Origin of the sequence: Zhongshania antarctica, assembly GCF_014202945.1 — a bacterium.
Lineage (GTDB): Bacteria > Pseudomonadota > Gammaproteobacteria > Pseudomonadales > Spongiibacteraceae > Spongiibacter > Spongiibacter antarcticus.
Genome location: NZ_JACHHW010000005.1, coordinates 197313 through 216629, shown reverse-complemented (window position 1 = coordinate 216629; position 19317 = coordinate 197313). Strand labels below are relative to the sequence as shown.

The window sequence follows — 19317 nt, the reverse complement described above, 5'->3', positions numbered from 1 at the left end:
GGGTATAATGGCCAGCGAATCTACAGCTACTAGCTTTTTAATTGCCGTGACGTGTTGAGCGTCGGAGTTGAAGCCTTATTTATGCCCCGTTTTTTATACAGTGTTTTTTTCTATTTAATCCTGCCTCTGGTGCTGGTGCGACTGCTGTGGCGGGCGTCGCGAGCGCCTGCCTATCGTCATCGGATTGCTGAGCGTTTTGGGTTTTTTAAGCCCCCAGCGCATACCGGTGGTTTGTGGGTGCATGCGGTGTCGGTGGGTGAAAGCATTGCGGCGGCGCCACTGATTAATTATTTTTTGGCTCAGCACCCCCATTTGCCAGTGGTGGTAACCACCATGACCCCCACCGGCTCGGAGCGGGTGCAGGCGATGTTTGGTGATCGGGTTTTTCACGTTTATGCGCCCTACGATTTACCTGATGCCATCGCGCGATTTTTGAACCGCATTCAGCCGCAGCTCGCAGTAATCATGGAAACTGAAATTTGGCCGAATATGGTTTGCCAGACCGAGGCTAGAGGAATTCCGGTGATTCTCGCCAATGCTCGTCTGTCGGCGCGCTCGGCTCGGGGTTACGGTCGTCTTGGCAGTTTGAGTCGAGACGTATTTTCGCGGTTTAGTCAGGTTGTGGCGCAAAGCGCCGCCGATGGTGCGCGGTTTGCCTCGCTGGGTGTTCCTGAGGCAAATTTGACGGTGTCGGGTAGTATTAAATTCGATTTAGCTATTCCCGCAGAATTGTATAAGCACGCGAGCGAACTGCGCAGTCATTGGCTGGGTGATCGCCCAGTGTGGATCGCCGCCAGCACCCATGCTGGCGAGGATGAAGTGCTGCTCGCCGCTCATCGGGCGTTATTGGCGCAACACCCCGACGCTGTGCTTATTCTTGTGCCTCGCCACCCAGAGCGTTTTCCGAAGGTGGCCGAGTTGATTGCCAGTAGCGATTTGAACTTTGAACGTCGCAGCGCGAGTCTAGCCAGCGCTGCGGCTGCCCCTGTGGCGAGCACTACATCGGTTATTTTAGGCGATACCATGGGCGAATTGCTGCTGCTATTAGGCTGCGCCGATATTGCCTTTGTCGGCGGCAGTTTAATCGACCATGGCGGTCATAATACCTTGGAGCCTGCGGCCTGGGGTTTGCCGGTGGTGACTGGGCTAAGTGACTTCAATTTTGCTGAAATCAGTGCTTTGCTAGAGACGGCGGGTGGCTTGCAAAAGATTGATAGTGACGGGGCGTTGACTAAGGTGTTGCAAGCTTTGTTTGCCGACCCCCTTTGCCGTGAGCGCCAGGGCGCGGCGGCAAAAGCGGTGGTAGACAATAATCGCGGCGCCTTGCAGCGCTTGCTCGCGATTATTGAAGGCTATCTTAAGGATTAACGCTGGTGACGGGCGCGCGGTCGCTTAGCGAGACCGATTCCGATGCCTGTAACCATTTATTGAAATAGAGAATGTCGGCGGGGCTTAAGGTGCCGGCATTTAATTTCAACTTCAGTACGTTCACGACGTAATCATAACGAGCATTTGTGTAGTCGCGCATTGCGGCGTAAAGCCGGCGCTGAGCGTCTAACACGTCGACGATATTACGCGTGCCCACTTCATAACCTGCTTCCGTTGCGTCAAGGGCGCTGCGGGTAGAGATAATGTTTTGATGACGGGCATTAACCGTCTGTACATTAGTGTAGACCGCAATATGCTGGGCGCGGGTGCCGGTAATGACTTGGCGCTGGGTGGCTTGGGCACTGTAATTGGCGGCATTGTACTGCTCGTAAGCTTGGCGGCGACCAGCGCTTATACCGCCACCGGCAAACAGTGGCATGGTTAGCGTTATACGCAGCGCTTCGGATTCGGTGTACGTATCGGGTGGCGTCGAAAACGTGCTACTCGGCATATAGCGGGTGGTGCCATCTAGGTCGTCCTTGCTGGCGGTGAAACTGCCGGTAATCTTGGGTAGGTGGCCCATTTTCTTGGCTTGTGCAGACTGGTAAGCTGATGCAGCACCAGCGGCAGAAACTTTCAGTAATTTATTGTTGGCGAGGGCAAAGTCCACCCACTCGGCGCGATCTAGCGGTTCTGGCATGGTAATGGGGAAGTCGGATTTCAGTGACCACAGATTATTGTGTTCTTGCCCAGTTAGGCTGCTGAGATTTGCTCTGGCGATCGCCAAATTACCTTCAAAACCAAGGCGCTGCGCTACGGTGCTGTCGTATACCGCGCGCGCTTCATGAACGTCGGTAATTGCGATCAGGCCGACATCAAAGCGTTGTTGGGTCTGTTCAAGTTGACGTTTGGCGGCGCGCTCTTCGGCTTTAGAAGCATCTAAGTTCTCGCGGCCGCGCAGCACGTTAAAATAGGCTTCGGAAACCCGTATGATTAACTGCTGTTGCTCATAGGCTAATTGCGCCTCAGCTTGTTCAGAGATCTTTTTACCGGCGCGGAAGGTGAACCACGCAGGCAGGTCAAATAAAGCTTGGTTCAGTGAAACAGAATAGGATTCAGTTTCACTATTGGTGGATGTCTGTTGGTTAATAACGTCGGCGCTACTGGAGCCGCCGACTGTGCCCGTGGTCGAAGAAAAGTTTACGCTTTTACTTTCGCGGTCGGTCTCCGCGTCTTGGTAATACGCTTGGGCGGTGACCTGTGGCAGCAGGGCGGCGCGACCGAGGTTCTCGGTTTCAATATTGGCGCGGTAGCTGGCTTCGGCTGATTTAAGCTGGGGATCGTTTTTTACGGCTAGCTCGTAAACATCGAGTAAGGTGTCGGCGAACACGGATTGACTGGTGAATAGCGCCGCGATAGAAACATTGAGAAGATGACGTTTGGCAATCATAGAGTTAACCTGTGCTCCAGTGCGGGAGGTTTAGATAGCCAAGGAGTGTATCAAACTCCAGCTGATTGAGAATGAATATTAACTAAAGTTATGGTTTAGATGGCTAAATATCGGGAGACGTGTGAGTAGTCAACGCTATCAAATTGATCTCAGCGGCCACTTGGCCGATTGCGAACTGAATTTTCGGCGCTTGCGGCAGCTATTGCCCGCTGACGCCGAGGCGGGCGATTGTCTGCGTTTTGGGGTGGCGGCCAATATGGTTGAACTGCTAGTTAAAGAGCGTGCTCCCTACACCACGATGCTGGAACTGCGTTTACACAAACCGCTGTTGGCTGGTCTGCCGGTGCCATCTTTGCAAGTGCGGGTCTACCACGATGCTAAATTGGCCGAGGTCATGGGCGCCAAAGGCTTGCGCCCATTAAAACCGCGCTATGCCTACCCCAATGCGGGCATGTTGCAGCGCGACGAAAAAGCCCAACAGAACACGTATCTGGGCGAGTGGCTGAGTCTCTGCTTAGCGTTGGGGCATTCACTGGATAACCCGCTGAATCTTCTCGAAATATGATAGCGGCCGCGAAATTTACTGGTGCTGGCAAAGGTCATACCGTATAAATCAAGCAATAGATAATGAGGTAACGGTGAAATTGCCTGTTCAGTCTAACAAGGCGCCGCTCTGCGTGGTGCAAATTAGCGATTGTCATTTGGGTGCTGATCTCGGCGACCCGCTGCTTGGCATGGATACCGATAATAGCCTAGAGGCAGTTCTTCAGGCGGTGGCCGAGGAGTGCCCAGAAATAGATGTGCTAGTGGCTTCCGGTGATTTGGCTGCCCACGGTGACGCTAGCGCCTATCAGCGTTTGGCTGCTCGCCTGAATGGAATGGCAAAGCAAATAGTGTGGCTGCCGGGCAACCATGACAATAGCGAGCTGATGCAGAATATTGTCGGCGCGCAGTGGATGCCGAGCCGTATAGTGCTGGGCGACTGGCAGCTGGTATTTTTAAATTCAGCGGTGCCGGGGCAGGTTGGCGGTAATTTGGCCGCCGATCAATTGGCGATTTTGGCCGACGCTGCGCGCGTTGATTTCCCCACGCTAGTTTTTGTGCATCATCATTTACAGCCGGTAGGTTGTGCTTGGCTCGATGAGCAGCAGATCGAAAATGCCGACGCGGTGTTTGCGACCATTGCCAATAACGATCAATTCAAAGCCATTGTTTGCGGTCACGTTCACCAGCAGTCAGAGCAATTGTTTCAAAATATTGGTTTGCTAAGCACACCCTCGACCTGTATTCAGTTCGCGCCAAACAGTGTCAATTTTGCGTTGGATGAGTGCAACCCAGCGTATCGCCGGTTTTGGCTGGGGGATAAGCGTGAGTTTCAGACGAGAGTGTCGCGGGTAAAAGGTGTAATATTCGCGGTTGATAATTCGGCTCGTGGTTACGAATGACGGCAACACTAATTTACATTCATGGCTTTTTATCGTCACCGCTCTCAACAAAGGCCCAGCAGCTGGGTGAATTTGTTGCCGCTCAGTATCCGGATATTGACTATATTGTTCCCGGCTTGTCGAATAATCCAGGTGAGGCTTGTCAGCAAGTTGACCGCCTAGTGCAAGATTGCCTGCGACAGCGCGCCAGCCCTCTGGGCTTGGTCGGTAGCTCCCTCGGCGGATTTTTGGCCACAGTGATGGCTGAGCGCTATGATTTACCCGCGGTCTTGATAAACCCGGCGGTAGAACCACATAATTTTGCCGAACATTTTATTGGTGCCCATCGTAACCCTTATACAGAGGTAGATTTTAGCCTCACAACGGCCGATATCGATGGGCTTCGTGATATGGGCGTGGTGCCTCAAACCAGCCGCTACTGGGTTTTGGTGCAAGAGGCAGATGAAGTATTGGATTACCGCCGCGCCCTCGATTTTTATCGTGGTAGCAAAATGACCGTGGAAGCGGGGGGCGATCACAGCTTTCAAGGCTTTGATCGCCATTTGGCCGCGGTGGTGGATTTTTTGCAGCTGGCGTAATACCGCTGCAAGGTGAATAGTTGAGGATCGTTGCCGCAGTGGCGACGACGTTTTCTTACATAATTAGATAATGCGGCCTTGCCGCTAAAATGGTTTCAAATGTCACAATATGATGCGCAGTCCATTGAAGTCCTTACCGGTTTAGAGCCTGTTCGCAAGCGCCCGGGAATGTACACCGATACCACTCGGCCAAACCATCTTGCTCAAGAAGTAATCGATAACAGCGTCGACGAGGCGCTGGCTGGCCATGCCAAAGAAGTTACGGTTACGCTCTATAATGACGGCTCTCTGAGCTGCGCCGATGACGGTCGCGGCATGCCGGTGGATATTCACAAGGAGCAGGGTTTGCCGGGGGTGGAGGTCATTATGTGTACTCTGCACGCTGGGGGTAAGTTCTCAAATGACAATTATCAATTTTCAGGTGGTTTGCACGGGGTCGGGGTGTCGGTTGTTAACGCGCTGTCTAGCTCTCTTGAAATTGTTATTAAACGCGACGGCCAAGTGCATCAAATGTTCTTTGCTGACGGCGACAAGGCGTCCGAGCTGGCGGTGATTGATAGTTGCGGGAAGCGCAATACCGGCACCTATATTCGCTTCACCCCTAATCCCAAGTATTTCGACACGGCTAAATTCTCGGTGCGGCGCCTCAAACATGTGCTGCGCGCGAAGGCTGTTTTATGTCCAGGCCTGAAGGTCATCTTTGTCGATGAGACGGGTGCCGAGAGTGAAGAGTGGTATTACGAAGATGGCCTGCGTGACTATCTGTCCAGCCATACTCGCGAGTACGAGACCTTACCTGCAGAGCCGTTTATCGGTCATTTTAGTGGGCGTTCTGAGGCAGTAGATTGGGCGGTGCAGTGGCTGCCTGAGGGCGGCGAGCCGCTCACCGAGTCGTATGTGAACTTGATTCCCACAGCGCAGGGCGGCACCCACGTGAATGGCTTACGCAGCGGTCTGCTTGACGCCATGCGCGAGTTTTGTGAATTTCGCAGCTTGATTCCCCGTGGCGTCAAACTCGCGCCTGATGATATTTGGGAAAAATGCAGCTATGTGTTGTCGTCTAAATTGGCCGATCCGCAGTTTTCAGGGCAGACCAAGGAGCGTTTAAGTTCGCGAGAAGCCGCCGCCTTTGTGTCAGGGGTAGCCAAAGACGCCTTTAGCCTGTGGCTAAACCAGCACACTGAAGATGCTGAGAAGCTTGCCGAACTGTGCATAAACAATGCCCAGTCGCGTATGCGTAAAGCCAAAAAAGTGGTGCGTAAAAAAGTGTCAGCGGGTCCCGCGTTACCCGGTAAATTGGCCGACTGCTCCGGTGGCGACATCGAGCGGTCCGAGCTGTTTCTCGTCGAGGGTGATTCGGCGGGTGGCTCGGCCAAGCAAGCGCGAGACCGTCAGTTTCAGGCGATACTGCCGCTGCGCGGCAAAATTTTGAATACCTGGGAGGTCGAGTCTCAGCAGATCTTGGCCTCACAGGAAGTCCACGATATTTCCGTGGCCATGGGCATTGACCCCGACTCAGATGACCTTAGCGGCCTGCGTTACAATAAGATCTGTGTGCTAGCCGATGCGGACTCAGATGGACTGCACATTGCCACTTTGTTGTGCGCGCTGTTTTTGCGGCACTTTAGACCATTGGTTGAGAAGGGGCATGTCTATATTGCCATGCCGCCGTTATACCGTATTGACCTTGGTAAAGACGTATTTTATGCGCTGGATAATGCTGAGAAGCAGGGCATTATGGATCGTCTAGAAGCTGAAAATAAGCGCGGCAAAATATCGGTCACCCGCTTTAAAGGCTTGGGTGAAATGAATCCGCTGCAATTGCGCGAGACGGTTATGGATCCGAATACGCGGCGTTTGGTGCGATTGTCGATAGAAGACGGCGACGAAACCGATGGCCTGATGGACATGCTCTTGTCTAAAAAGCGGGCGCCAGATCGTAAGAGTTGGCTTGAAGCCAGCGGCGATGAGGCAGAGGTTTTACTGTGATCGTCGTTTTTGAAATTTGCGGAAATCAATGAGTCATTTTTAGCGTAAGCGCAATCATGGTTGCGAGTTGTTTATAGTGGATACAAGGAGAATAAAAAATGTTTAGTCATATTATGGTTGGTGCAAATGATGTCCAGGCGTCGAAAGTATTTTACGATGCTGTTCTCGGCGCAATGGGTTATCAGCCGGGTGTTTTTGATGACCGGGGCCGTTGTTTTTATTTTACCGATAGCGGCGTTTTTGCGATTACGCCGCCAATTGACGGTAATCCAGCAAGCCATGGCAACGGCTCTACCATTGGCTTTGCCGCTAAAGATCCAGCCCAAGCCGATGCATGGCACGCGGCGGGATTGGCCAATGGCGGCGTGAGCTGCGAAGAGGCGCCGGGTGTGCGCGAAGGTGGCCTCGGAAAATTATACCTAGCTTATTTGCGAGACCCGTCGGGTAATAAGATTTGTGCTTTGCACCGTATGGCGTAGAACGAAGCGGTAACAAAAGGGCGAGGTCTTAATTTTAAGCCTCGCCCTTTTTTGTGTACGCCCGTTCTGTTGTCCGAGCATCAAATAATAGCGGTATTAACGTGGGAGCTGTTGCGATGAAAATTACATTGTTTGGTGCCACTGGTCAGCTTGGCAGTGAGTGCTTACAGCAGGCGGTAGCCGCTGGTCATGAACTGACGGTTTTAGTACGCTCAGCTAAAAAAATATCAGCTGAGCTGCGCAGTAAAGTCTGTGTAGTGGAAGGCGATGCGCTGTGCCCTGAAGATGTCTGGCGCGTGATTGCTGCAGATACTGACGCGGTACTATTCGCTATTGGTGTCGACAAGCATTCGCCGCCGGATCTCTGCACTGATGTAACGCGGATTATTCTCGATGCCTTGCGCGGCGACTGCGGTGCACGATTTATTTGGTGTGGCGGCGGCAGCACCTTTGTTGAGCAGGACGTTATTGGCTTCGGCGCGAAGTTTGTGCGCAAGTTTGCTGAAACCTTTATGAGCCTGCGTCATATCGATAAAGAGCATCAGTATCTCTTGCTCAAGTCTTACCCTGACATTCCTCATATTGGCGTGCGGCCATTGCAAATGGCTAAGGGGCCTATGCGAGGTGATTATCGCCTAGGCTTTGACCGGTTTAATGGGTTTTCGCGCATCAGTTTTGCTGATTGCGCGCACGCGATGTTGAAGCAATTGAGTAATGATGAGTGGTTATCTAAGGCACCAATAGTGCAATACTAAATACTCTCTAGAGAGCACTTATACGTGGAGAAACTTATGATTGATCCCATCATGAGTTTTGCGGCGGACTGGCAAGCGGCGCAAGCTCAAAAATTGGCGAATGCGCGCTATTGCTCACTGGCGACAGTCGGGCTTGATGGTAGGCCGGTAACGCGAACACTGGTATTGCGCGCAGTGACCGATAACGCCCTAGTGCTCTTTGTCAGCGCCAGTAGCCCCAAGTGGCAGCAGCTGAAAAATAACGGAAACTTTGAAATCTTGGTTTTTTGGCCAGAGCTGCTGCGTCAATACCGCTTGGGTGGCAATCAACTTCGAGAATTATCGGCGGTTGAGATGCATGATCATTGGCAGCGAAAGCCGTATGACGCAAAAATCCTGGATCTCTATTATGTAAATCACCAGGCACAAAGCGCCGTCATAGAAAGTAGAGAGGCTTTCCTCGCTGACATAGCGAAGCTCAAAGCGGATTATCCCCGCGATGAGGATATTCCGCCGGCTGAAAATGCCTTGGGTTTGCAGCTGGCAGTGAATTTTGTCGAGCGCTGGCAGGTCGGAGAGGGGGGCGATATGCATCAACGTACCTTATGGACCCAGAGAGAGGGCGGTTGGCAGCGCCAATTTTTGGTGCCTTAAGCTGGTGTTTGGCGCTAGTGCCCCAGCGATTACCTCTCCCAAGAGCGAGATCGAGTTTAAAGAATTACCATGTCGGGCGCGTTAAGCAATTGCCTGGTGTTGGCGCGCGCTGCCCCGTTGTGACTATGTAAATGTGAACTCCGTCGTGTTTATAAATAATAAGTAAATCAATATCTTGCTGCCTGTTCCCGGCATCGCTAGCGCTCACTACGACATAAATATAATAAATTGTGACAATTCATTCAGGCTATTGGCCGATATTTAAATCATCTCTTTAACTGTAGCGATCCGTTTTAATTGGTCGCCTTTAGGTGTGCTGGTCACGGATAAACCCGAAATAAAGCAATGCATAATAAATGGGAGTTTAGCTATGAGATATTTATCCGCACTGCGTGCGGCCTTGGGCTTGTGTCTGTTTTTCGCGGTGAGTGACGTTCTCGCTGCGCCGTGTTTGATCTTTGTACACGGCAAGCAAACGGACACCAATACCTATACCAGCTGGAATTCAGCACGTAATTACTGGGTAAATGGCAGTAACGACTTTGTGCGTACAGCCACCAAAAATTACTCGGCCTCTCACTATGTGGTGGGTTACAACGGCACCAAGCCCTATTGGGATGCCTTAGCGGCTGGCGAGGTAGCCAATGAAATTGTTGCGGCAACCAATGGCGTTGCCGATGGTGGCGGGAATCGCTGCGCGCAAACCTATGCCCAAGGTGGCTCATTTTGGATTATTGCCCACAGCATGGGTGGTACTGTAACGGATTATATCTTGGGAAATAATGACGCCTCTGACCCAAATTACAATTACAACGGGCCTTATGACACCGTAGCAACACGGGTTGGCATAGCAATTACCCTAGGTGGCGCCCACCGCGGTTCCGAGGGTGCTGACGCGGTGTGCGGCGGTTCAAGCTGGGGCTGTAACTGGGCTGCAGGCTGGATTCAAAGCTGTGACGATGCAACATGGTGGCTGCGCAGCAGCGACGATGTACAGGTTCGCACTTATGCCAGCGCGCCGGCAAAAAACATTTACTTAACAGGTGGCTATGAAGCCATATTTGGCGCCAGCGCCTGCTTAAGCGGTGAAGACGACGGTGTTGTGCAATACGCCTCTATTTTTGCCTGTAGCGGTAGCGCGAGCGCGAGCTACAACAACAGTAATGTGTGCGGAAATAGCGCCAAACAGGAAGTTTCTGGCTTCCGGAACTTGGATGCGGCCCATGAAAATCACAGTGACGAACGCGACGCTAGCGATTCCGATGTGCGTCGGCAAATTCCCAATGGCATTTGGACCTGTAGCGGCGCGCCGTGCGCACCCAATACCCAAGTCCAGAGTTCAATGACCAGTGCTAGCTTTATTAGCACTTTGTATTAATTGGCCGAATTTAAGGGAGTATCGCAATGAAAAGAAAACACATTAAGCCCCTACTGGCGGCATCATTATTCAGCTTGGCGCCAATGGCGACAATCGCGGCGGTAACGCCAGATCTCGCGGCGCAGGCGGCGGCGGAGTACCGCACCATGGCCCGTTACCCTGAGTGGTCGCAGCCAGTGTCCGGAGCCCTAGCGGACCCGTTACAAGCTGGGCGTGAAGCCACAGTGCAAACCCAGGCGGGGCCTGCGGGCGCCGGTCCCGCGTTGTCAGTGTGGGCTTCGGATATTCGCTATAGTACTGGCGATACGGCGCATTTTTACGCCTCGCTAGCTGAGCGCCCAGCAAGCTCAGTGAATTTATTGGCGCCAGCGCCAAGGAGTGCTGCTGGGCCTTGGGCGGTGACTGGGGAGTTGGTCGATAATAACGGTCAGCAACTGGCCATGCTGAGCTATCGCGATGATGGCAAAGATGGCGATCAACAAGCGGGGGACGGGGTGTATACCGCCAGCTATGTTTTGCCCGCGACTCACCAGCCCGACTTGGGTAGTGCCAAGAATATTGCCATAAAAGTGACTGCGGTTAATGCAGATCAAGACCAGCGCGTTGCGCTGGGCGGCTTCCTCTTTAGTCAGCCGGGCGCGCAGCTCACTGGCGAGTATCGAGATCGCTTGAGTGAGGGCAGTTTAGTTGTTGCCGCAAAGGTAGATGTGGCGGTCGCTGGTCGCTACCACTTAGCGGGCGTCTTGGCGTCAGCTTTGGGTGAGTCCTTGTCTTTATCTCAAAATGCGGTTCATTTGGAGCCCGGCAGTCACTGGGTGGACTTAAGCTTTTACGGCTTGATCCTCCGCGAGGCAGGTGTTTCGGGGCCGTATACCTTGAGCTCAGTGACTTTAACCACCGCAGGGGCAATGCCGAATGCACTTGGCCCGGTAGTGACTGCAGCGCATGTAACAAAACCCTACCTAAACCTTCAGTTCACCGATAAGCCCTTTGGCCGGGCAGATTTATTGGACGCTGCGACACGACTGGAGGGCTTGGTTAAGCGCTAGTTCTGGTCAGTTAAGGAAAAGGGCGGCTCTGGTCGCCCTTTTTTGTGGGCTTAATCGCGACGGATAAATGCCAGTGTTGGAGTAATCGCGGTCATGCCGCTATAATGCCGCCAGTAAATTTGCGGGCTGATCAGCCCTGTATGTCGAGAGGGCGTAAACTGTGAAGAGTGTAATGTTAAAGAAATTGGCGGCCGTTGTCGGTTTGCTCATGGTGTGTGTATCTGCTTGGGCGTTGACCGATAAGCAGTACAGCGAAGTTGAATCTCGTATTCAGCCCGCTGGCAAGGTTTGTCTGCAGGGTGATAGCAGCTGTGGCGCTGCAGTTGCCGCTGCCGGTGGCGCAGCTAAATCGGGTGAAGATGTCTATAAAAGCAGCTGCCTAGGTTGTCATGCAGGGGGTGCCGGTGGCGCGCCAAAACTGGGTGATGCGGCGGATTGGAAGGCTCGTACCGCGAAAGGCATGGACAAGGTCTACAGCAATGCCATTAATGGTTTCAGCAATATCGGTATGATGCCAGCTAAGGGCTTGTGCATGAGCTGTTCTGACGATGAAGTGATGGCAGCAGTCGATTATATGATCGAAAACAGCAAGTAACTACCTCAGATAGCGAATCAGCCGCGCCTTAGCGCGGCTTTTTTTTGCCTGTAGAAAATGCGTGGTGCTGATGTACCGCATTGAGCAAAAAAACGAATTGCCCTTAATTTTCGTACAAGATGCAATAACGGGGTAAGCTATCTACACGCTGAACCGGGAAAAGTCGACACGGCTCACATCTGCTGTAGTATTTAGCGTTGTTAGCGCCCAATAAGAGGACTAAAAGTGATTAAGCAATGGATGATGTTAATAGCAATAATAATGTTAAGCGCCTGCGGGGGATCATCATCTACCTCTAATACGAGCAAGCCTGCGACATTGCCGGGCAATGCCAGCTCACCGATAAACCAAGGTGTGCCGGTGGCGAGCCAAATTCGGCCAGGCGTTGAAATCATCGCTGATGGTAGCAGCTGCACCAGTAACTTTTTGTATTCCCCTAATGCGCAAACGGTGTATATCGGCGTGGCTGCTCATTGCTTTAGTCAAGATACGAACTCGGGGGTCGATCCCTGTGAGAGTAATAATTTGGCGATTGGCTTTAATGAAGTCAGTATTGAAAATGCCAGCCAGCCGGGTGAACTGGTGTATAGCAGTTGGCGAGCGATGCAGGAAGCGGGCGAAACCGCGGGCTCAGATGCCTGTGTATACAATGATTTCGCGCTGGTAAAAATTCACCCCAGCGACTTAGCAAACGTTCACCCGGCGGCGATTGCCTTTGGTGGACCCACTGCCTTGTTCACCGGCTTAGCGACTCTTGGTGATGGCGTTTTTGCCTATGGTCAGTCGCCACTGCATTTTGGCATCCGCAGTAGAGAAACTAAACAAGGACAGATTACTGGGTTGCTTGGAAATGGCTGGGCCTACGAAATAGTGACCGACACGCCGAGCTTGCCCGGGGACAGCGGTGGGCCAATATTCACTGCCGGCGGCAAGGCGTTAGCGGTGACCAGTGTGCTGTCTGTTGGCTTGACTGTAAATCCCGTTAACAACGGCGTGGTAAATCTTGAACGAGCCCTAAAATACGCTAAAGACGGGGGATTTATTAACGCCAGCACAACGTTACTTACCTGGGCAGATTTTTACTCAGCAGGTGATTTATAAGGCACTGCTTGGTGGTGATAGCTGTGGCGTTAACTGGAAATTAAATTGGTATTTTTTGTTTTCGATTAACGCTATCTGACCTTGAAGCGGGGCGATCGTGCGCCGCAAAATTTCATTTTCAGTAATGTGTTTTAGCGATCGATAAGCACCTTTGTTGTGGGCGCCAAAATTAATAAATAAACGCCCAGCGTCATACTTTATATCAAAACAAATATTGCTGATGTCGGGCGTCTGACCGCTCAGTTTGGCAAGCTCTCTTAGCCCGGAAGATACGGCTTTGTATATCGGATACTCAAGGCTTAACGAATTTTGGGGTAAGTTTGCAGTCCATTTTAGGGTAAGACCCTGCCGCTCCAGACGTTGTTCTAATTCAGGCTGTAAATCCGCGATAAGTTCATGTAGTGCAATGCGGCGGCCGTATAAACCGCTGCTAATAGTGTGAGTTTCCGTGAGTACATCTCTTATAATTTCTTTAATAGGGCCGCATTCATTATAGCGGAGTGCTGGAACTAGCGCTTCGCCAATACTTCGCTGTAGATCGCCGGCGAATAGCTTATTTATGGCCTGTTGTTGGCAGTAATGTTGCTGACTATTGGCGATCAAACCCTGAGCAGTGAAAATAAGGGTATTTATTTTTTGTGCGTCGCTGCTGTTAAATAAGCGCTTGCCGTATTGCGCATATTCACAGCAAAGGCTGCCAGGGCCTTTAAGCTTCGGGATATGGAGAAATTTTCCGCCAAGGCTGATCGTCGCGCGAGGGTAGCTAGCGTCATCGACATGAATAGCTTGTGGTTGAAGCAATTGCTTGAGGAATGTTTGCCAAGCGTAATCAATGTTTTTTTCACTGGCCTGGTAGTTGATGGCAGTGAACATAAGTAGCTCAGTGTCCGTAAAGGGCGGTGCAGCGAAAGCCTTCCCTGCATGAAAAATAGCGAGACTTAAGCCACCTATTAAAATGAGTAATATAGCGGGAGTGTACTCTGGCCACTCGCCGAGCTCTATATAGTGACCTATGACAATGACAGAAAAGCTTGCTGTCGATGCCATGAAAAATAGCAGATAACGATGGCGAGTAAGGTTATTTAATTTGTATCTGCCGATACCGAGTGCTAAACCGAGTAAAACCCACAGTAGTGCTGTGGTGTAATCAGTGCTTAGTAAATTCCCGAGATTGCGGGGGATACCGCTCAGCTCATGCAATATAAATAGCAGTGATGAACAGAAAAAGGTAGAAAAACAAAATAGAGTGGCGTTATTGAGTGGGTCATTCAGGCTGAACTGGTATTGTAGCAAGGCTAGGGCGGCAACAATAATAAGGGCGCATGGAATCGCGAGTTGACGATTTGTTGGCGTGTTTAAGAGACCCGCTTCTGCGGAGACAAACCATGCAAGCATTAAGAAAAAAAGGGCTATATCAATGCTATAGTGGCCAATGCGCTTGGGAAAGTGCAGTAAAAGGCAGATAAGGCTTGTACTTAATAGTAAGTCAGCGAGAAATCGCACGTCACATAATATCACTAGTAAGGGGGCCGACATGGCGAGTTCGCGACTGCTGTATATGGCAGAAGTGAGGGTGGCGGTAAATAGTGCGCCGCTAGCAAGAAAAAAATAACGGCTACTGGCTGAACCCCGGTTAAGTAAAAACACATACACGCCTAAGCACCAAGCGGCAACCGCGACGAGAATAGCTTGCCAAAAATGTAGTGGTAGATCACTCAGGTTTCGGGATGGTCCTGTGCTTATTGTAATCGTGTCGCCATTGGTCGTGATAAGTTGCACATGTGGTGCCTTTAGCGTTAGATAAAGCTGTTGTTGGCGGTGCAGAAACTGCCAATAGCTGTGGTAGCTTTTGAATTCTCGATTTGGGTAAGGCGCAAAATCGCTGGCTTGCAGGCTTATCCAACCGTCGATACTATTAATGGCAGCGATTTGGGTTTTTAGGGGGAGCGCCTTAGCAATTGCATGATCCGCTGACCAGCTTAAATTTAATCCACTAATAGGGCTTTGGCAGGCGGCAATAATACTAAAAAAAACAGCAATAAGGGGGGCGGTACAAAGCCAAATAATGTACTGGCCGGAATAATTTTCCTGCAACACACTCACTCCTTTGAGGTTTGTTGTCTATCTGTGTTCCTATCATCCTGACGGGAAACTGCGCATACACGTATTTATTTTTTGCTTAAAGTAACATAAAAAATTGTCTGCTACTTAGGAGATTGGGATGAATAATTCAAAACAAGGATGTTTGAATTATAAGGTGTTAATTATTGAGGCGGATGTTGGCTTGTGCGGCTGGTTAAGCGCACAACTGAACTTAGTTCATGGCGTTGCCGAGCTCAGAACTGTCGCGGGGCTGGCTGCTGCTGAGGAGCAGCTTGTGACGTGGTCTCCCGATTTGCTAGTTATTGATATATGTACACTTTCGCTTAACTCAGTGCGGTCTATAATTACCCAAGCTAAGAACTTACCAGCACCGCGACGTTGTATTGTGGCAACGCTCTATGACGATTCTGACGAATTATTGTCGGCCTTGCGCGCCGGAGCAGATGCCTATGTCTCCATGGATGAGGACGATGCGGTATTTGTACAGCAACTGCAAGACGCCGTGTTAGGTCGCTCTCGGCTCTCTGCTAAGCTCGCGCGGCGCTTGATTTCTGAGTTTGGCTTACATTATCGCGATGAGATCAGCTTAGCAAAAGACGAAATTTCGGTGTTGGAACTGGCGGCGCGGGGTCTCGGAGTTAAGGCCAGTGCGGATAGCCTTGAGGTGGGTTATGAGGTCATCGCTAAAACAGTGAAGACACTCTATAAAAAATTGCATGCCCCGCAGGGGCGAGAGGCCGTCGCCTGACCGGCATTTTACCGGCTATTAGCCCAGCATATCTCTTAAACTGGCTAGGGTCTCACCGCCACGCTTTTGGTTTTGTATGGGGTCGGCGTCGCCGCGGCCCTCCCACTCCAAATCTTCTTGGGGAAGTTCGGCAAGGAAGCGGCTGGGTTCACAACTGGTGAATTCACCAAAGCTTTTGCGCTTGGCGCAGTAGCTCATGGTTAGGGTGCGCTGGGCGCGGGTGATGCCTACATAGCAGAGTCGACGCTCTTCTTCGACCATGCCGTCGTCGATGCTATTTTGGTGGGGCAGAATGCCCTCTTCCAAGCCAATCATAAACACATGGGGAAATTCCAAGCCTTTTGCCGCATGCAAGGTCATGAGCTGAACTTGATCGTCGCTCTCTTTTTCGTCTTCTTGGCGCTCCATTAAATCCCGCAAGACCAGACGTGTTATTGCGCCTTCAATAGCATTGTCGCTTTCGTCATCTTTAAGGGATTTTTCCAAGGAGCTGATCAGAATGTGTACATTGGCCATGCGGCGCTCGGCAATCGCTACCGAAGAGCTGTTTTGGATAAGCCAGTCTAAGTAATCTATATCGCTACACAGCTGGCGAATACTATCGATAGGATCTTCTTCGTAGCATTTGCGGCGTAAATTTCCCAGCCAGCTGGTGAATTCCCGCAGACGTAATAAGGCGGCCTCGGGCAGGCGCTGGGCGAGGCCAAACTCGTCGCAGGCATCGTACATGCTAATTTCGCGCTCGGTGGCGTAACGGCCGAGGTTTTCCAAGGTCGAGGTGCCAATCTTGCGGCGGGGCACGTTTACGATGCGCAAAAAAGCGTTGTCGTCGCCGGGATTAATGATCAGGCGCAGATAGGCCATGATGTCTTTAATCTCATTGCGGCTAAAAAACGAGGTGCCACCGCTGAGCTTGTAGGGAATCTGGTGAACCTGAAGTTTAAGCTCCAATAAACGCGACTGGTGATTGCCGCGATACAGCACCGCATAATTGCCAAAGCGGCCTTGGCTGCGGAGTTTGTGGTCGAGAATTTCGGTGACCACCCGCTCACACTCGGCGTCGTCATTCCGGCAGCGAATAACTCGAATTGGATCGCCATAGCCTAGTTCGGACCACAGTGCCTTATTCATCTCGTGGGGGTTGTTGGCAATAACCGTATTGGCCGCTTTGAGGATACGCGCGGTGGAGCGGTAGTTCTGCTCGAGCTTGACCAGTTTTAGGTGGGGGTAGTCTTTGCCAAGCAAGGCGAGGTTTTCGGGCTTGGCGCCGCGCCATGCGTAGATCGACTGATCGTCATCACCCACCACGGTTAGGCCGCCACGGCCGCCGACCAACTGCTTTACCAAATGGTATTGCGAGCCATTGGTGTCTTGATATTCGTCCACCAGCATATAGCGTATTTTCTGCTGCCACTTTTCTAAAATGGTGGGGTGCTGCTCAAACAAGAGCGCGGGCAGCATGATCAAATCGTCAAAATCCAGCGCGTTATAAGCTTTTAAAGCGCTTTGGTAGCGCAAATAGGCTTGGGAGCAAAGAATGTCCGCTGGCCCCTCGGCGCTGGCAATGGCCTGCTCGGGGGTAATAAATTCGTTTTTCCACTGGGAGATGCGCTGCTGAATGCGGTCGGCGTTGTCACTTTCTGCGCCGTGATCCTGCATTAGTAAGTCGCGGATCAGGGTTTGCGCGTCTTGGCCATCGAAAATGGAGAAACCAGATTTGTACTGCAGGGCTTTGTACTCGGCGCGCAGTATATTCATACCTAAATTGTGGAAAGTCGAGACGGTGAGGCCACGGGCCTCTTTGCCCTTCACCAGCTGGGAGACGCGCTCTTTCATTTCGCGGGCGGCTTTATTGGTAAATGTCACTGCTGCGATATGACGGGCAGGCATGCCGCATTTCTCAATCAGGTAGGCCATTTTCTGAGTAATAACGCTGGTTTTACCGCTGCCCGCACCTGCCAGCACCAGTATCGGGCCGTCGATATAACGAACCGCTTCGCGTTGTCTGTCGTTGAGTTTACTCACGCTGATGATCTATCCCGAGATTGTGCTAGAAGGGCCGGGCATTGTAACAGTGCGTATGGTCAACAAGAACTCTCAGGGCGAATGCGGCTAATTAATACCGTTAAAGTTCGCCTCGGTAAATCATCGCCTCCTGCAGGTGCGCGAGGCTAATGGCCTCCGCGCCAGCTAAATCGGCAATGCTCCGCGCGATTTTTTGCAGGCGATGATGGGCGCGGGCGCTAAGTCCTAGTTTTTGCTCGGCTTTGAGCATGAATTGCTTGCTGGGTGTGTCTAGTGCGCAAAACTGTCGTACCTGTGCGGCGCTGAGTTGGGCGTTGATATTGCCGCTGCGCTGCAATTGGCGGTCGCGGGCGGCGCAGACTCGCTCGCGCACGATGGCGCTGCTTTCTGCTAGGCCATCTTCTTGTAAAACCCCTGGAGGCAGTCGCGGTACGGTAATACGCAGATCGATGCGGTCGAGTAGCGGCCCCGATAATTTGCCCCGATAGCGCTGGATTTGGTCGGGGGTGCAGCGGCAGTCTTTACCGCTGTCGCCATCAAAACCGCAAGGGCATGGGTTCATCGCCGCTATTAATTGAAATCGAGCTGGGAAGGTTAATTGCTGGGTTGCTCTGGAGATGGTTACCTCCCCAGATTCGATGGGTTCGCGCAGTACTTCGAGTACTTTGCGGGGGTATTCGGGCAGCTCATCTAAGAATAATACGCCGTGATGGGCCAAGGAAATTTCGCCGGGCCGAGGGTAGCTGCCACCGCCAACCAGCGCCACCCCAGACGCGGTGTGGTGCGGAGCGCGAAAGGGGCGATTTAGGCGCAGTGGCAGTCCGGCGACCGACTGCACGGTCGCAATTTCTAAGCGCTCACTTTCGTTTAATGGCGGCAAAATACCCGGTAAGCGATTGGCTAGCAGGGTTTTCCCCGTGCCGGGTGGACCACTGAGTAAGAGCGAGTGACCTCCCGCCGCGGCGATTTCAAGTGCTCGTTTGGCGCCCACTTGGCCCCGCACTTCGCTGAGGTCGGGATAGTGCTCGGCCAGTTCCGCTGATTCGTCGGCGCTGGCATAGGGCAGGGCTTGCTGGCCGTGTAGGTGGGCAACTACCGCGAGTAAAGAGTGGGCTTCACGGATGTCGCTGGTGTCGAGAATACTGGCAAGGCCCGCGTTGGCGGCGGGCAGTATCAGGCTGTGCCCCGCCTCGCCGGCTTGCACCGCAGCGGGCAGTGCAGCATCTACCGCGCGCAATTCGCCGCTTAGCCCAAGTTCGCCAATCAGTTCGCAGTTTGCCAGCGGCGCAGTGGGTAATTGGCCTGAGGCAACTAAGATGCCAATGGCAATGGGCAAGTCGAAGCGGCCACCTTCTTTGGGTAAGTCGGCGGGGGCAAGGTTGACGGTGATGCGGCTAACCGGAAATTCAAAGCGCGAGTTAACGAGGGCAGAGCGCACTCGGTCGCGGCTTTCACGTACGCTGGCCTCGGGCAAACCGACAATATTAAAGGCGGGCAAACCGCCAGATAAGTGGACTTCTACGGTGACCAGTGGCGCGTGCACGCCGAGCTTGGCACGGCTGTATACGGTAGCGAGGGGCATGTCTTCATCCTTGAAGGCGGCGCTTATTTGAAATGCGGT

The 19317-nt window shown here is 52.2% G+C and carries 17 protein-coding genes; 13 read left to right on the top strand and 4 right to left on the bottom strand.

Going from position 1 to position 19317, the window contains the following annotated elements:
* Window positions 1–81: 81 nt before the first annotated feature.
* Complete coding sequence (waaA, locus tag HNQ57_RS10220; RefSeq protein WP_184462648.1) at window positions 82–1368, top strand: lipid IV(A) 3-deoxy-D-manno-octulosonic acid transferase; 1287 nt, start codon at window positions 82–84, stop codon at window positions 1366–1368.
* Here the strand turns inward: waaA and HNQ57_RS10215 are convergent.
* A complete protein-coding gene (locus HNQ57_RS10215) occupies window positions 1358–2818 on the bottom strand; it encodes a TolC family outer membrane protein (RefSeq protein WP_184462646.1) in 1461 nt (486 codons plus the stop codon). The genes waaA and HNQ57_RS10215 overlap by 11 nt on opposite strands.
* Before the next feature lie 121 nt (window positions 2819–2939).
* Here HNQ57_RS10215 and HNQ57_RS10210 point away from each other — a divergent pair, with 121 nt between their 5' ends.
* The 11 genes from HNQ57_RS10210 to HNQ57_RS10160 all read left to right on the top strand — a co-directional run bounded on the left by HNQ57_RS10210 (window position 2940) and on the right by HNQ57_RS10160 (window position 12820).
* Window positions 2940–3383 carry a DUF1249 domain-containing protein gene (locus HNQ57_RS10210; protein ID WP_226968306.1) on the top strand — a complete coding sequence of 148 codons (444 nt, stop codon included), beginning with the start codon at window positions 2940–2942 and terminating at the stop codon, window positions 3381–3383.
* Window positions 3384–3456: 73 nt separating this feature from the next.
* Window positions 3457–4263, top strand: a complete 807-nt coding sequence (gene cpdA, locus HNQ57_RS10205) for a 3',5'-cyclic-AMP phosphodiesterase (RefSeq protein WP_184462645.1) — start codon at window positions 3457–3459, stop codon at window positions 4261–4263.
* On the top strand, window positions 4260–4841 hold the full coding sequence (locus tag HNQ57_RS10200) for a YqiA/YcfP family alpha/beta fold hydrolase (RefSeq protein ID WP_184462643.1): 582 nt from the start codon (window positions 4260–4262) through the stop codon (window positions 4839–4841). The genes cpdA and HNQ57_RS10200 overlap by 4 nt, the downstream gene beginning before the upstream one ends.
* Window positions 4842–4940: 99 nt before the next feature.
* Window positions 4941–6830: a DNA topoisomerase IV subunit B gene (parE, locus tag HNQ57_RS10195; RefSeq protein ID WP_184462641.1), complete on the top strand. Its 1890-nt coding sequence runs from the start codon at window positions 4941–4943 to the stop codon at window positions 6828–6830.
* 98 nt (window positions 6831–6928) lie between these two features.
* Window positions 6929–7309, top strand: coding sequence for a VOC family protein (locus HNQ57_RS10190; protein WP_008253365.1), 381 nt, complete (start codon window positions 6929–6931; stop codon window positions 7307–7309).
* A 116-nt stretch (window positions 7310–7425) separates the two neighbouring features.
* Complete coding sequence (locus HNQ57_RS10185) at window positions 7426–8064, top strand: NAD(P)-dependent oxidoreductase (protein ID WP_184462639.1); 639 nt, start codon at window positions 7426–7428, stop codon at window positions 8062–8064.
* 36 nt (window positions 8065–8100) lie between these two features.
* Window positions 8101–8697, top strand: coding sequence for a pyridoxamine 5'-phosphate oxidase family protein (locus tag HNQ57_RS10180; protein WP_184462637.1), 597 nt, complete (start codon window positions 8101–8103; stop codon window positions 8695–8697).
* A 370-nt stretch (window positions 8698–9067) separates the two neighbouring features.
* Window positions 9068–10075: a hypothetical protein gene (locus HNQ57_RS10175; RefSeq protein WP_184462636.1), complete on the top strand. Its 1008-nt coding sequence runs from the start codon at window positions 9068–9070 to the stop codon at window positions 10073–10075.
* A gap of 26 nt (window positions 10076–10101) precedes the next feature.
* Complete coding sequence (locus HNQ57_RS10170; RefSeq protein WP_184462634.1) at window positions 10102–11124, top strand: DUF4785 family immunoglobulin-like domain-containing protein; 1023 nt, start codon at window positions 10102–10104, stop codon at window positions 11122–11124.
* Window positions 11125–11296: 172 nt separating this feature from the next.
* A complete protein-coding gene (locus tag HNQ57_RS10165; RefSeq protein WP_184462632.1) occupies window positions 11297–11719 on the top strand; it encodes a c-type cytochrome in 423 nt (140 codons plus the stop codon).
* 225 nt (window positions 11720–11944) lie between these two features.
* Window positions 11945–12820, top strand: a complete 876-nt coding sequence (locus HNQ57_RS10160; protein WP_184462630.1) for a S1 family peptidase — start codon at window positions 11945–11947, stop codon at window positions 12818–12820.
* Here the strand turns inward: HNQ57_RS10160 and HNQ57_RS10155 are convergent.
* Window positions 12815–14917, bottom strand: coding sequence for a hypothetical protein (locus HNQ57_RS10155; protein ID WP_184462628.1), 2103 nt, complete (start codon window positions 14915–14917; stop codon window positions 12815–12817). The two genes, HNQ57_RS10160 and HNQ57_RS10155, sit on opposite strands and share 6 nt — an antisense overlap.
* A gap of 124 nt (window positions 14918–15041) precedes the next feature.
* Between HNQ57_RS10155 and HNQ57_RS10150 the strand changes: the two genes are divergently transcribed.
* Entirely contained in the window at window positions 15042–15671 is a 630-nt protein-coding gene (locus HNQ57_RS10150) for a transcriptional regulator (protein WP_184462626.1), read from the top strand.
* An 18-nt stretch (window positions 15672–15689) separates the two neighbouring features.
* Here the strand turns inward: HNQ57_RS10150 and rep are convergent, their stop codons facing one another.
* On the bottom strand, window positions 15690–17696 hold the full coding sequence (gene rep, locus HNQ57_RS10145; protein WP_184462624.1) for a DNA helicase Rep: 2007 nt from the start codon (window positions 17694–17696) through the stop codon (window positions 15690–15692).
* A 100-nt stretch (window positions 17697–17796) separates the two neighbouring features.
* The gene (locus tag HNQ57_RS10140) at window positions 17797–19278 is read right to left on the bottom strand and encodes a YifB family Mg chelatase-like AAA ATPase (protein WP_184462622.1); all 1482 of its coding nucleotides are present in this window, start codon (window positions 19276–19278) and stop codon (window positions 17797–17799) included.
* Between the last annotated feature and the right edge of the window lie 39 nt (window positions 19279–19317).

Excerpts from the sequence above, each read along its gene's own strand:
- HNQ57_RS10170 (WP_184462634.1), top strand. The coding sequence starts at position 10,102 with ATGAAAAGAAAACACATTAAGCCCCTACTGGCGGCATCATTATTCAGC.
- HNQ57_RS10190 (WP_008253365.1), top strand. The coding sequence starts at position 6,929 with ATGTTTAGTCATATTATGGTTGGTGCAAATGATGTCCAGGCGTCGAAA.
- HNQ57_RS10150 (WP_184462626.1), top strand. The coding sequence starts at position 15,042 with ATGAATAATTCAAAACAAGGATGTTTGAATTATAAGGTGTTAATTATT.
- waaA (WP_184462648.1), top strand. The coding sequence starts at position 82 with ATGCCCCGTTTTTTATACAGTGTTTTTTTCTATTTAATCCTGCCTCTG.
- HNQ57_RS10165 (WP_184462632.1), top strand. The coding sequence starts at position 11,297 with ATGTTAAAGAAATTGGCGGCCGTTGTCGGTTTGCTCATGGTGTGTGTA.
- HNQ57_RS10215 (WP_184462646.1), bottom strand. The coding sequence starts at position 2,818 with ATGATTGCCAAACGTCATCTTCTCAATGTTTCTATCGCGGCGCTATTC.
- HNQ57_RS10175 (WP_184462636.1), top strand. The coding sequence starts at position 9,068 with ATGAGATATTTATCCGCACTGCGTGCGGCCTTGGGCTTGTGTCTGTTT.
- HNQ57_RS10180 (WP_184462637.1), top strand. The coding sequence starts at position 8,101 with ATGATTGATCCCATCATGAGTTTTGCGGCGGACTGGCAAGCGGCGCAA.
- HNQ57_RS10140 (WP_184462622.1), bottom strand. The coding sequence starts at position 19,278 with ATGCCCCTCGCTACCGTATACAGCCGTGCCAAGCTCGGCGTGCACGCG.
- HNQ57_RS10185 (WP_184462639.1), top strand. The coding sequence starts at position 7,426 with ATGAAAATTACATTGTTTGGTGCCACTGGTCAGCTTGGCAGTGAGTGC.
- parE (WP_184462641.1), top strand. The coding sequence starts at position 4,941 with ATGTCACAATATGATGCGCAGTCCATTGAAGTCCTTACCGGTTTAGAG.
- HNQ57_RS10200 (WP_184462643.1), top strand. The coding sequence starts at position 4,260 with ATGACGGCAACACTAATTTACATTCATGGCTTTTTATCGTCACCGCTC.